The sequence below is a fragment of the Actinomycetota bacterium genome (assembly GCA_030018275.1).
GTDB lineage: Bacteria > Actinomycetota > Aquicultoria > Subteraquimicrobiales > Subteraquimicrobiaceae > Subteraquimicrobium.
Map to the genome: position 1 here is coordinate 15,195 of JASEGB010000015.1, position 12,640 is coordinate 27,834.

The 12,640-nt window shown below is 45.3% G+C and carries 12 protein-coding genes and 2 pseudogenes; 13 read left to right on the forward strand and 1 reads right to left on the reverse strand.

The genetic code is table 11. The annotated features are described in order from the left end of the window. The first annotated feature begins 23 nt into the window (after positions 1-23). From disA to rsmI, 10 genes and pseudogenes are all read left to right on the forward strand, one after another. Positions 24-1,100, forward strand: coding sequence for a DNA integrity scanning diadenylate cyclase DisA (disA, locus tag QMD66_06565; GenBank protein ID MDI6822500.1), 1,077 nt, complete (start codon positions 24-26; stop codon positions 1,098-1,100). Positions 1,101-1,144: 44 nt separating this feature from the next. Continuing rightward, a pseudogene (locus QMD66_06570) lies at positions 1,145-1,273 on the forward strand (SDR family oxidoreductase). A 165-nt stretch (positions 1,274-1,438) separates the two neighbouring features. Then, positions 1,439-2,467, forward strand: coding sequence for a phosphoribosylaminoimidazolesuccinocarboxamide synthase (locus tag QMD66_06575; protein ID MDI6822501.1), 1,029 nt, complete (start codon positions 1,439-1,441; stop codon positions 2,465-2,467). Further along, positions 2,464-2,940: a DUF2085 domain-containing protein gene (locus tag QMD66_06580; GenBank protein ID MDI6822502.1), complete on the forward strand. Its 477-nt coding sequence runs from the start codon at positions 2,464-2,466 to the stop codon at positions 2,938-2,940. The genes QMD66_06575 and QMD66_06580 overlap by 4 nt, the downstream gene beginning before the upstream one ends. A gap of 274 nt (positions 2,941-3,214) precedes the next feature. Then, positions 3,215-4,114 carry a GGDEF domain-containing protein gene (locus tag QMD66_06585; GenBank protein ID MDI6822503.1) on the forward strand — a complete coding sequence of 300 codons (900 nt, stop codon included), beginning with the start codon at positions 3,215-3,217 and terminating at the stop codon, positions 4,112-4,114. Between the two features lie 3 nt (positions 4,115-4,117). After that, complete coding sequence (locus tag QMD66_06590; protein MDI6822504.1) at positions 4,118-5,092, forward strand: ROK family protein; 975 nt, start codon at positions 4,118-4,120, stop codon at positions 5,090-5,092. Positions 5,093-5,116: 24 nt separating this feature from the next. Beyond that, positions 5,117-6,217, forward strand: coding sequence for a DUF362 domain-containing protein (locus QMD66_06595; GenBank protein ID MDI6822505.1), 1,101 nt, complete (start codon positions 5,117-5,119; stop codon positions 6,215-6,217). A gap of 326 nt (positions 6,218-6,543) precedes the next feature. Beyond that, on the forward strand, positions 6,544-6,714 hold the full coding sequence (locus tag QMD66_06600) for a 4Fe-4S binding protein (GenBank protein ID MDI6822506.1): 171 nt from the start codon (positions 6,544-6,546) through the stop codon (positions 6,712-6,714). Positions 6,715-6,784: 70 nt separating this feature from the next. After that, positions 6,785-7,696: a hypothetical protein gene (locus QMD66_06605; GenBank protein ID MDI6822507.1), complete on the forward strand. Its 912-nt coding sequence runs from the start codon at positions 6,785-6,787 to the stop codon at positions 7,694-7,696. Positions 7,697-7,713: 17 nt separating this feature from the next. Beyond that, positions 7,714-8,433, forward strand: coding sequence for a 16S rRNA (cytidine(1402)-2'-O)-methyltransferase (gene rsmI, locus QMD66_06610; protein ID MDI6822508.1), 720 nt, complete (start codon positions 7,714-7,716; stop codon positions 8,431-8,433). Here the strand turns inward: rsmI and QMD66_06615 are convergent. After that, positions 8,368-8,613 (reverse strand): AbrB/MazE/SpoVT family DNA-binding domain-containing protein, encoded by a 246-nt coding sequence (locus QMD66_06615; GenBank protein ID MDI6822509.1) that lies wholly within the window; start codon positions 8,611-8,613, stop codon positions 8,368-8,370. The genes rsmI and QMD66_06615 overlap by 66 nt on opposite strands. 54 nt (positions 8,614-8,667) lie before the next feature. Between QMD66_06615 and metG the strand changes: the two genes are divergently transcribed. The 3 genes and pseudogenes from metG to rsmA all read left to right on the forward strand — a co-directional run bounded on the left by metG (position 8,668) and on the right by rsmA (position 12,231). Next, entirely contained in the window at positions 8,668-10,242 is a 1,575-nt protein-coding gene (metG, locus tag QMD66_06620) for a methionine--tRNA ligase (protein ID MDI6822510.1), read from the forward strand. Positions 10,243-11,084: 842 nt separating this feature from the next. After that, positions 11,085-11,342, forward strand: a pseudogene (locus QMD66_06625) (3D domain-containing protein). 37 nt (positions 11,343-11,379) lie between these two features. Then, the gene (rsmA, locus tag QMD66_06630) at positions 11,380-12,231 is read left to right on the forward strand and encodes a 16S rRNA (adenine(1518)-N(6)/adenine(1519)-N(6))-dimethyltransferase RsmA (protein ID MDI6822511.1); all 852 of its coding nucleotides are present in this window, start codon (positions 11,380-11,382) and stop codon (positions 12,229-12,231) included. Positions 12,232-12,640: the final 409 nt, after the last annotated feature.

Here is a 12,640-nt window from a genome sequence, read left to right on the forward strand (position 1 = left end):
GTAAATTCGGGGAAGAGGTGAACATGGCAAGAAGAAAATTGAAGAAAGAACAACTCTTAATGGAAGCCGTCAAAAAGGTTGCTCCCGGAACCGAGTTGAGAGAGGCTTTGGAGCATATAATCGATGCCAAGACGGGTGCATTGATCGTCATCGGTGATATGGAAGATGTTCTAAAGCTCTGCGATGGTGGTTTCGAGTTGGATTGTAAGTTCGCTTCTCTGAAGCTCTTTGAGCTGGCGAAGATGGATGGCGCAATAATCTTGGATTCGGGGGTTAAGCGTATCTTAAGAGCAAATGTTCATCTGGTTCCAGATTCTTCCCTACCCACCAATGAAACGGGAATGCGACATCGAACGGCTGAACGTGTGGCTAAGCAAACTAAAGCCTTAGTGATCTCTATTTCCCAGAAGCGAGACGTGGTCTCCCTATACGTCAATGACATGAAATATGTCCTATTGGATTTGCGGGTAATTTTATCCAAAGCCAATCAGGCTCTTCAGACTTTAGAGAGATATAAAACTCGGTTGGATCAGGTACTCTCCAATCTTAGTGCTTTGGAATTTGAAGATTTGGTTACCCTCTCGGACGTCTCAACCGTACTTCAGAGAGCGGAGATGGTGGAAAGAGTCTCTCGGGAAATCGAACGGTACATAACCGAGCTTGGTGTGGAGGGCAGATTAATCAAGATGCAGCTGGATGAACTCATGGCCAATGTAGAGGAGGAAAGACTGCTTGTCATCAAGGATTATTGCCGAGATAGCCAGCGGGCCCAGCGCATGAGGCAAGAGCTCTTAAAGCTTTCACCGGAGCAACTTTTGGATCTGATGGAATTCTGTCAGGTTCTGGGCTATGAGGGTCCAGTGAACATCCTAGATTCGGCGGTTCACCCTCGTGGATATAGATTGCTCAGAAAAATTCCGCGTCTCCCCATGTCCGTGGTCAATAAGATCGTGGATAAGTTCAAGAGCTTACAGGCTGTTCTCAACGCGGGCATCAAAGATCTAGACGATGTAGATGGAGTCGGAGAAGTGCGAGCAAAAGCCATCCAAGAGGCTCTTAGGAAATTGAAGGAATCTATGCGTGCTTTAAAGGCACATTAGGTCCTCCGGTTTGCCCGCCATCAAATGTCGGGCGGCGGGCTGCGATGACCAAGAATTTGCTTGAAGATGAGAAAGTAAAAGCAGCACTTCTTGCAATGATCCCTTATGGAAGAATAGGTAAACCTAACGATATTGCAAACGTGGTCGCCTTTTTAGCAAGTGATGAAAGCGAATACATTACAGGGTTTTGGGACGTATTTATAACTTTAAGAGTCTCCAATCCAACTGTAGAAAAAGCTGAAGCAAAATTTCAAAAGGTGACATGGAATGGTCGAAAAATTAAAAAATACCAAAACGCCGCAAAAGAAGCGCTAGAAAAGGACGATCAGAGGTGCAAGATGGGTAGTGTAAAAGACCTCAAAATTCTAAAAAGGGCAACCCCTGATAACCTTGGACAGGCAAGATTCATCTTCTCAGATAGATACTCAGTATTCGACTGGGGAGAAATGCCCGACCATATTCATTATAAAGGTGCAGCCATCGCACTCCTTGGTGCATATTTCTTTGAAAAACTCCAAGATTTAGGTATTCTCACTCACTATGTAGGACTTGTGGAGGATGAGATTGTAAAAAAACTCTCCGAAATTAAGAAGCCCACAAACGTGATGGAAATTAAATTGTTACGTGTTATAAGGCCTGAACTTAAAGGCAATCGATACGATTATTCAATTTACCGAAGTGAAAAAGGGGGCTTTTTGATACCTCTTGAAGTTATTTACAGAAATTCTTTGCCTCTAGGTAGTAGTGTTTTTAGACGCCTAAGAGATGGTGATATAAAACCTGCGGATTTGGGCCTGGATAGAGAACCTGTCCCTAACCGGAAATTGGATAGACCAATCTTGGACGTTTCCACCAAGTTAGAGATAACGGATAGGTACTTAACCTGGGCAGAAGCCCAACAAATCTCGGGTTTAAGTGATGATGAAATAATTAAATTGAAAAACCTCACCAACACAGTTAATGATATTATAACCGAGGAATTTTCAAAGACAGGACTGGTAAATGAAGACGGAAAGATAGAAGTTGGCTTTGACCAAAAACGTCGTCTGATGCTGGTTGATGTCCTTGGCACGTTGGATGAGTGCCGTTTTACATTCGATGGATTGCCTGTGAGCAAGGAAATAGCGCGGGTATACTACCGTAATACAGCATGGTATCAGGCTACAGAAGTTGCAAAGAAAAAGGATAGGCAGCGCTGGAAAAATATATGTAGGTTAAGTCCAGAACCGCTACCTCCCAAATTGAAACTGTTAATTTCACAGATTTATTGTGCCTGTACCAATGAAATTATTGAAAATGAGTGGTTCAAAGATGTGCCTCCCTTAAAAGATATACTAAAAGAAATTAAGGAGATTCTTCAAATATGAGAATCCTTAATGTCACGCCCCAATCTATAAAGGAAGCCAGTATTGTTATACAGAAGGGTGGTCTGGTGGTATTCCCCACAGTCGATGTTTTAATCTCCTTTATCTATCTTCAACTCTCCCATCGAAAGCGGGAGAGTCATATATCCTCTTTTCTTTTAATTTGCATCTTTTTCTCTTTTTTCCTTATGATTCTAGATGTTATAACCTCTTACCTGGGACTAAGGCATAGCACAAACCACATCAGGCTTTTCACCGGACTTTTATTTGGATTTTCCTTGCCCCTGTTCATAGTCCCCGTTTTAAATTGCCAACTCTGGCGAGACTCTATCAATTCACCATTGCTCGAAAGTACACTCAAAAGATTTGGTCTCTTGGTGATCTTCGTTTTAAGTTACCTTCTCTTACAAGGAGAGACGAGTTTATCCTTTGAAATTCTCTCAAGTGTCATGTTGGGGCAATTTTCTTTACCCTAATAGCCGTAAACACCATCTTGATTACCTTATTACCAAGGTGGCAAAGACGGGCAATCAGCCCACGGCAACTGATTGTTCCAATGATCCTGGCTTGCATATTAAGCGCTATTGAGCTTTACCTCTCCTTCCTGGCTCATGTTCTGCTTTTAAGATATTTTGTATAGGGGGCATGAGTCATGGGTAAAGGGCAAAGGACAAAAAGGTAGACGACAGTGTTGAAAATTAGCAGGAGATTCCGAGGCTTACTTGAATTAACTTAAGCGGAGGGAGGATCATGTCGAAGGAGAAATATATAAAATTATTTGCAACTGTTGCTTCCTTCATCCTCATCACCTTTCTCGTCATTTTCACTCGAAGGATAATTCTTCTCTGGCAATTTTACTATATCCCCCTTCTTTTAGCCGCTCTTGCCTTCGATCTCTTAGGAGGGGTACTCGTTGCCATACTTTCCGGTCTCTTTTGTATTCTCTATGCATATTTCTCATTACCTTTGAGCGCTACGGGAGAAATCACCCTTGTGATAGTCCCGGGTTCAGTTCTCATGTTACTCGTGGGCATAATCGTTGGGCGCCTGCAGAGACGCCGAGAGGAACAGCAGCAGAAGATGAATCGTCTCTCCATGGTGGATAGATTAACCGATGTTTATAATTACAGCTACCTCATGGATCGAATAGAGGAGGAGCGATATAGAGCTGATCGATTCGGGAGCAAGTTATCTTTGATCATCATCGACATCGACTTTTTTAAAAAATTCAATGACAGATTCGGACATGCCAAGGGGAATCTTCTCCTAAAGAAGCTGGCAAAGATCATGGAGGAGCAAGTAAGAACGATAGATATTGTGGCTAGATATGGGGGAGAGGAGTTCGCCATTCTGCTCCCGAACACGGGGAAGGTAGCGTCACAGGTGATAGGGGAGCGAATTAGGACGGCTGTGGAGTCCGCCACTTTTGAGGGTGATGAAAAAGAGCCCCAGGTGGGGATGACCATAAGCGCTGGTTTAGCAACTTATCCCGACCATGCCTGCGATGGGTTGGAGCTCATCGACAAGGCGAATCGAGCTCTATTTTTTGCCAAAGATGGCGGACGAAATTGTATTCGCCTTTATTCTCCGGAAATGGATGCCGTGTCTACCGACAGGCCCGCCTACCGGACAGAGAGGCAGGCAAAGTGAGACATGGTTAACTCCAGAATTAGCCCTCTAGTCATCGGGGTAGATCTTGGGGCCACCAAGACGACAGCAGCACTGGTCGATGAGCAAGCGAATATTTTGAATTTAAAAAGGAGATCAACCCCGACCGAAAGTTCCAAAATCCTCGTCCGGAATACCATAGAGCTGATCGAGGAGATTTTCGATGTTTCGAAAGCTTGCATGGAAAATATCCTTGGTATAGGTCTGGGTGTTGCTGGGTTAATGGATTTTCAGAGGGGGATCGCAATCTTTTCCCCGAATCTGCCCTTGAGGAATTTGCCTTTGAGAGACATCGTTCACGATCATCTCAATGTCCCAACTTTTTTGGATAACGATGCAAATGTCGCCGCGATGGGCGAGAAATTTTTTGGGATAGGGCGGGGGGTATCAAATCTCGTTTGCCTCACCATTGGAACGGGAATTGGCGGTGGCATCATAATCGATGACCGAGTTTACCGTGGGGCTGGCGGAAGCGCCGCTGAGATCGGTCATATGGTGATTGATCCAAAGGGTCCACCATGCGGGTGCGGGAATCGCGGCTGTTTGGAGGCTTTTGCCTCTGGCACGGCTATAGCCAGGAGGGCTAGAGAGGCCGTGGATGAGGAATCCATGATCTTCAGGTTGATTCGAGGCAAGATCGAGGACATCTCGGCGGAGGTTGTTGTCCATGCGGCAAGAAAAGGAGATTCTTTAGCAAAAAGGATTTTGAGAGAAGCGGGGGAGGCACTAGGTGTGGGACTGGCAAACGTCATAAATATCTTCAATCCTGAGATGATCATCATCGGTGGAGGCATGGCCGAGATCGAGGAGTTATTGACGACGGCAAGGGCGGAGATCTCCAGGCGAGCGCTGGCTCCCAATCTTAAAACGGTTAAAATTGTAGGGGCGAAGCTGGAGACAAACGCTGGGGTTTTAGGAGCCGCTGCTTTGGTCCTATATGAGCTCGGTAAGTTGATGTAAAGCTTTATTTTGGAGGGAGAAGCTATGCCATCCGATGTTTTCTTCACCGACATGCGAGCCCACCGAGGGAGGAGCTTGCTTCAAAAGATGGAGGAGCTCTTTGAGAAGGCAGCCTTCCCAAATTTGATAAAAGAAGGCGATTTTGTGGCCATAAAAATTCACTGTGGTGAGCGAGGGAATACCGCATATGTGCGCCCAATCTTCATCCGTAGAGTTGTGGAGAAAGTAAGGGCTTATGGAGGCAAACCCTTTCTTACGGATACCAATACACTCTACGTGAGTTCCAGAGCTAATGCCGTGGATCACTTGATAACAGCGATCGAAAATGGATTTGATTATGCTTCAGTTGGTGCTCCATTCATCATCGCCGATGGACTCAATGGAAGGGATTACGTTCCCTTAAAGATAGATGGGAGATTTTTTAAAGAGGTTAAGATAAGCAGTGCCATTTACCACGCGGATGTCTTGATAGCCATATCCCATTTCAAAGGACACGAGACCACCGGCTTCGGCGGAGCCTTGAAGAATGTGGGGATGGGTTGCGGTTGTCGGAGCGCCAAACAGATGATGCATTCCGACGTTCTCCCCGTCGTTGATGTGGAGAAGTGTACCGGTTGCGGGAAATGTTTGCAGTGGTGTCCTGCCCAGGCCATAATCCTATCCGGTGAAAAGAAAGCTCGGATAGATCATAAAAAGTGTCTTGGTTGTGGGGAATGTGTGGTCACCTGTCCATCCTTTGCTATAGCTATAAGCTGGGAAGCTGAGCCACATTCCGTTCAGAAGAAGATGGTTGAGCACGTCTACGGGGTACTCAAGAGTAAGGAGAATAAGGTGGGATTCGTGAATTTCCTCATCAATGTAGCTCCCAGTTGCGACTGCTGGGGGTGGAGTGATGCCCCCATCGTGCCCGATATTGGAATTTTAGCCTCCCATGACCCCGTAGCTCTCGATCAAGCCAGCGTTGATCTCATTAATCGAACGCGGGGAATAGAGAATACTGGGCTATCTGATCCTCAAAGTGAGGATAAATTCGGAGCAATCACAGGTGTGGATTGGAGCGTCCAGTTGAAATACGGAGAAGAATTGGGCTTGGGAAGCAGGGAATATAACCTAATCAAAATTTAACCCGTATTATTAACAAGATGGATTAACACCATGGTCGGGGTGAAGTGCTCCGAAAACACGCGGTCGGCTGGTTTTAGTTTAACCAAAGTAATATTCGGCCGCCGCTCGGGTCTCGCCTCGCTGCAAAACTGTGAATGCCTAAGAAGTTTTCATAGGCGAGGCTCCGACACTTTCTTAACACTTACCCCTCCCTTGAATGTCTAAGATGTAAACCTGACTCGTTAATAGCCCGATTAACTACCCATTTTTTAATCTTTTGGACTTTACAAATGAAATGAATGTAAGTTAAGCTTTTTGCTAAAGTTAGCAGGGAGGTGAATTTAAGGGTGGCTTATAAAATAACCGAAGAGTGTTTAAGCTGTGGGGTCTGTGCGGACGAGTGTCCAGCTGGTGCCATAAATGAGTGCGAAGATAAATATTGCATCGACCCCGATCAGTGCACGGAATGCGGTACGTGTGCTGAGGTATGTCCTGTGGATGCGGTAACTCAGGGATAACCAACCATTATCACCTACGCGGTGATAAGTAGGTGGGGTTTGAAGTGGAGGGAGAACACGGGAGCTAATCGTGGATTATGGTGGAATATTAAAGCGGGCATGGGTAATAACCCTTAGATATAAATCTCTGTGGTTATTTGGTTTGCTTTCTGCCATCTTTGGAGGAGGGGGGAATTATAACTTCAATTTGAGATGGCAACTTCAGCCCGATGAATTTTCATGGAGCAAGACTTCCATTGAAAAATTTTTCCCCTTCCTCGAAAGATTTCCCCTTTTGCCATTGCTCATTTTCATCTGTCTTTTTATACTCATAATCATCGCCCTCTCTATATTCGTGAATTATCTATCTCAAGCTGCGTTGATTGGCATGGTTAGGGATGTCGAATTTGAGCATAAAATAGATGTGGGTCAGGGTTTCAAATATGGTTTATCAAAATGGTTCCCACTTTTTGGAATAACCTTGGGAATTTGGATTCCCTGGATTTTCATGGCTATCTTGCTTCTCGGAATAACCCTTCTTCCCGCAATTTTTGCCTTTGCTTTCAAAGAAACCGCTCTGGGCTTCTTTTTTCTAATTTCTGGTCTATTGTTTCTCATCATAATCCTGATACCTTCCTCGATTTCCCTGACCATTTTGGATTTTTTTGCCGGGAGATACTGCGTCATTGAAAACCTGGGGGTACTTGAAAGCGTTAAAAGGGGATACCACCTCCTCCGTGAGAATATCGGGAGAATGCTGATTTTTTGGTTGATCATGTTCGGGGTGGGAATTGGGATCGGTATTATTCTCCTTCTGGTCTTTATGATCTTCGCCGTCCCCGTAACCCTTGCCACCGAGGTCAGTCTCTTTCTCGCCATTCTCATCACAATCCCCGGAATAATCGTTTCATTATTTGTTGCATCTTTGGTTCGAGTATTTCTTTCCTCGGCTTGGACCATAGCCTTCCTCCAGCTTTTCAAGAAGCCACTCCCCGAAGCGTAAAAGATTGGTGATTTGAGATGGGAACTTTATTCGTTGTGGCTACGCCCATAGGGAATCTTGAGGATCTTTCCCTCCGTGCCTTAAGGATCCTTAAGGAGGTTGATTTAATCGCCGCTGAGGATACAAGGCATACTAAGATTTTGCTCGATCATTACGGTGTAAAGACACCGATGACGAGCTATCATCGGTACACACGGGCGAGAAAAATCGACTATATCTTGAATCGGTTAGGGGAGGGCAAGAGTATTGCCTTGGTCTGTGATGCTGGTACCCCTGGAATATCCGACCCCGGCTGGAAATTGATAAATGCCGCGGTGAACAAAGGTATAGAGGTAGTGCCCATCCCTGGTCCCTCGGCTTTTTTGGCTGCGGCGTCCGTCTCGGGGATACCCCTCAGCCAATTTATTTATCTTGGCTTTTTACCGAAGAAGGGGAGAAAGAAGTTGCTGAACTCTTTAAAGGATGAAGAGCGCGTGATCATATTCTATGAATCGCCCCATAGAGTCCTTAAAACCTTGACCGAAATTAAAGAAATTTTTGGGGACAGGGAAGTGGTGGTTTGTCGTGAATTGACAAAGAAATTTGAGGAAATAATCAGGGGGAGAATCAAAGAAGTAATAAAGGAAATTAAACCGAGGGGGGAATTTGTGGTCATAATTAAACCCGAAAAATTAAGAGGGACTTGCCAATTTTTTCCTGCAAGTCTTGCAGATATTTTTCTTTTTGAATGTTTCTAAATTTTCCGTTCCTCCGCAGAAGACGCAAGTGGGACGATATTTGGTTAGGATTATTTTGTCGCCTTCTACATATATCTCGATGGGATCTTTAACTTCGATACCAAAGGTTCGACGCAATTCCATTGGAATCACGATCCGTCCAAGCTCGTCAACTTTACGCACTATACCAGTGGATTTCATATTCGAGTCCCCTTCTAGCATCCTTGACAAATGAGCAATTTAAATTATATGGTTATGAGAAAATGGCGTCAAGGAATAGAAAAGGAAGATGAAATGCCCAAGTTTTATGTGACCACTCCAATTTACTACGTTAATCAGCCTCCTCACTTGGGTACCGCCTATCCCACCATCACAGCTGATGTCATCGCCAGGTATCATCGGCTCTTCGGTCAAGATGTCTTCTTCCTCACGGGTACCGATGAACACGGCGCTAAGGTGGCTCAATCGGCTGAGTCCGTGGGGAAATCTCCCAAACAATTCTGCGATGAGATAGCGGATCAATTCAAAAAAACCTGGGAGGCATTGAATATTAGCAATGATCATTTCATTCGCACCACGGACTCGGAGCACGAAAGGGCCGTAAAATGGGCTTTGCAGCGACTATACGATGGGGAATACGTCTATAGAGATAAATATGAGGGTCTTTATTGCGTTGGTTGTGAGCAGTACATCCCAAAGAGCAGTTTAGTCCAAGGCAAGTGCCCTCTACATCGCAAGGAACCCGAGCTATTAACCGAGGAATGTTACTTCTTCAAACTTTCCCAATTTCAAGATGAATTATTGACTAGGATATCCAAAAGAGAGTTGAAGATCGAGCCCGTACAGCGTGAGAATGAAGTTCTATCCTTCCTACGGGGTGAAAAATTGCAAGATTTGGCCATCTCTCGGAGTAAAAGCAAGGTGCGTTGGGGAATAGAGCTGCCCTTTGACCGCTCCCATACGACTTACGTTTGGGTTGATGCCTTCCTTAATTATCTCACAGGCATCGGGTGGCTCTGGGATAGGGAAAAATTCGAGCGGTATTGGCCAGCGGATGTTCATCTCATAGGCAAGGATATCTTGAGGGTACATGCCACAATTTGGCCCAGTTTGCTACTGGCTTTGGGTGTGGAATTACCGAGAAAGATTTTCGTCCACGGATTTTTCACGGTCAATGGGCAAAAAATGAGCAAATCCCTGGGAAATGTGATAGATCCGGTCTTTCTAGCCGGGAAATATGGAGTAGACGCCCTTCGCTACTTCATCCTAGGCGCTTTCCCCTTCGGACAGGATGGCGATTTTTCCCTTCAAAGGTTAGAACATAGATACAATGCGGATTTGGCCAACGATTTGGGGAATTTGGTTAGTCGACTTTTAGCGATGGTGGAGAAGTACCGTGATGGTATAATCCCCACCTCTGGAAAGGAAATGGAAATTGATCTGAATCTTCGACGTCTTGCTGAGCGCGCATTTTTGGAGGCTGACAAATGCTTTAGAGAATTTGCTTTCAGCGAAGCCCTGGCGAGAATTTGGGAATTCATCCGGGGAATCAATAAGTACATTGATGAAGTTGCTCCGTGGTCCCTTGCAAAGAAGGAGGAGCAGAGGGAGCGCCTTGATATGGTGTTATACACTGCCTTGGAAGGATTGCGGATAGTGGCATTATTGATCCGTCCCTTCATGCCCTCCACCTCCAAAGAGTTATGGAATCAACTCAGCATTGAGGAAAAGCTCGAGACTCAAAGATTCCCCAGGGCCCTTGAGTGGGGTTTGCTTAAACCGGGCATCGAGGTGAAGCGAGGGAAGCCCCTTTTCCCTCGCATAAAGTAAATTCCCTCACCCCCGTTTTCTTCCCACCAATAGCCCAAAAAAGCAGGAGGTGCCCGATTTGAGAAAATTGTTGCTATGACCTGCTAAAATGCTTTGAAGTCTTCAACATCCCTGCTTAAAGTGTTGCATTCTTCCAGATTTTACTATATAATGGGATGCCGCTTAAGCAGCGCCAATAAAATATAGAAGGGAATGGTCGAATGGAGGGGTTTTCTCTCCATTTTTTTGCCCGCTTGCTAGGCTCTGTCATGCCAAAGCGACGGCTGATAGGCCTTCGACGAAGCCATAGCGGGCAAGCCAAAAAACCCAATAAAATTTTCATGGGATTCTTATGTGTGGTACTGGTCTTTGCAATAAGTGATTTTATAGGATTTAACAATGCAACTAGAAGGGTCAAATGACCGAGGGGTGGCGGCTCCAGTTTCTGGACGCGTCGTGATACCCGCTTGCCATTGCTGAGGGGCGGGCAGGCGCTGTCCCCGAATTCTCCTGCGGATTCAAAGGAAATCGGGGAAAGCATGAAGGCTCTAGCATCGGAAGCCACTCAATTCATTTCAAAATCTGTGGAGAGGGCAACAACCGTAATAAGCACTTCAAATACACTCCCCACTTTATTTTTGGTGAGCACAACCAGTCTAAAATTCGCCTCGGAAATTTCCAGCAGCTCCTGTGGATATGAAGGAAATTCCACCCCCCAACGCCCGCCAACCCATCAACCAAGCAAGTCCTCCTACCAAAGGGTCTCGACGGGTAAGCGATCCTCTCCCAAGCGCTTCTTGGCTGCTAAACCCCATTTACCCTCTAGAGGTGCGGGGGGATATCCAGGGGTTCGAACCATGGTCATGATCGCCACGGCTTACACGCCCGGTCATGGTTGTGGTACGATAACTGCCACCGGCATGAGAGCTCGATATGGTGTGGTGGCTGTCGATCCCAGGGTAATTCCCTTGGGAACCCACCTTTACATTGAGGGATACGGAGAGGCAATCGCCGCTGATACTGGTTCTGCTATTAAGGGAGTCCGCATCGACTTGTGTTTTGATTCGCTGGCTCAGGCCAGAGCCTTCGGTCGCAGAAAGGTCGTAGTTCATATAAAATAGTATTAAAGTATAAGATTTCCAAGCGGATCTGAGGGAGATGTCTGGGCTCGCTAGTCCCCGAAAAACCATCGATATCCTCAAGAAATACAATTTGAGGCTCTCCAAAAGTCTTGGGCAAAATTTTCTTGTGGATGAAAACATTCTCAAGAAAATCATCCATGCAGCCAACCTTAAATCCGAAGATGTAGTCTTGGAAGTGGGTTCTGGAATCGGCACCCTCACCCAAGTCCTTGCCGAACGAGCCGGTCAGGTCATTGCGGTAGAACTCGATAGAACTTTAATTCCTATCTTAAGTGAAACCCTTAAAGGCTTTGAAAATGTGAAGCTATTACGAAGGGACGCCTTAAAACTCGATTTAAACTTGCTTCCTCCTAGTTTGCAGCCCAATAAATTGGTTTCCAATTTGCCCTATAATATCGCCTCCCCTTTACTTGTGAAGTATTTGCATGAATATCCCCAGATTGAACTTTTTGTCGTCACGATCCAGAAGGAATTGGCGGAACGAATCCTCGCCTCCCCGGGAGGAAAGGATTACGGTGCTTTCACCTTAAAGATTCAGTATTATTCTGAACCCAAGATGATCTCCATCGTGCCCAGAACCGTTTTTCTTCCACCTCCGAAGGTGGATTCGGCGGTAATTAAACTCAAGCGACTCTCCTCCCCCCGCGTTGGAGTAAAGCATCCTAGTCACCTCTTTGAACTTATCACCGCTGCTTTTGAACATCGAAGGAAGACTATAAAGAATTCTTTGATTCATAGCAGTCGCCTATCGTATGGTAAACGGGAAGTAGAGAAAGCCCTTAAAGGTGCGAATATCGATCCTGAAAGGCGAGGTGAGACTTTGAGCATTTATGAGTTTGCACTTTTGAGCGAGTCCCTCCAAGCTTAATCGACTGAATGAAAAAGAGACGGTAGTTTGGCTATCTTTTTTTCGAGTTCTTGGATTGTTCGTCTGGTTTTTCGAGCTCGGTTTGATATTTTTTTCTTTCTGTGTGTAGCTTCTGGTCAAATGAGGATTTTGCCACCAGAAGACAGATAATCCCAGGATAATTCCAATTGCGAAAGCAAGTAAAACAAAGAGCCATAAGAACTTGTTACTTTGCCATTTCTCCATGTGTCTCCCTCCATTTGGGAATAGGATCTCACTAAATTTTAACTTTTGTTTTAATAAAAGTCGAAAATCAGATATTTATTTGTATTATTAACGAGTTAGGTCACGAGCTGAACGCTCTCCACAGGCTCCAGTAGGGTTCCGTTTATTGGTGATTGAGAAATTTTGAGATAGAAATGGGACCCAA

Coding starts and splice junctions, on each gene's coding strand:
- disA (MDI6822500.1), top strand. CDS start 24: ATGGCAAGAAGAAAATTGAAGAAAGAACAACTCTTAATGGAAGCCGTC.
- QMD66_06575 (MDI6822501.1), top strand. CDS start 1,439: ATGGGTAGTGTAAAAGACCTCAAAATTCTAAAAAGGGCAACCCCTGAT.
- QMD66_06580 (MDI6822502.1), top strand. CDS start 2,464: ATGAGAATCCTTAATGTCACGCCCCAATCTATAAAGGAAGCCAGTATT.
- QMD66_06585 (MDI6822503.1), top strand. CDS start 3,215: ATGTCGAAGGAGAAATATATAAAATTATTTGCAACTGTTGCTTCCTTC.
- QMD66_06590 (MDI6822504.1), top strand. CDS start 4,118: ATGGTTAACTCCAGAATTAGCCCTCTAGTCATCGGGGTAGATCTTGGG.
- QMD66_06595 (MDI6822505.1), top strand. CDS start 5,117: ATGCCATCCGATGTTTTCTTCACCGACATGCGAGCCCACCGAGGGAGG.
- rsmI (MDI6822508.1), top strand. CDS start 7,714: ATGGGAACTTTATTCGTTGTGGCTACGCCCATAGGGAATCTTGAGGAT.
- QMD66_06615 (MDI6822509.1), bottom strand. CDS start 8,613: ATGAAATCCACTGGTATAGTGCGTAAAGTTGACGAGCTTGGACGGATC.
- metG (MDI6822510.1), top strand. CDS start 8,668: ATGAGAAAATGGCGTCAAGGAATAGAAAAGGAAGATGAAATGCCCAAG.
- rsmA (MDI6822511.1), top strand. CDS start 11,380: ATGTCTGGGCTCGCTAGTCCCCGAAAAACCATCGATATCCTCAAGAAA.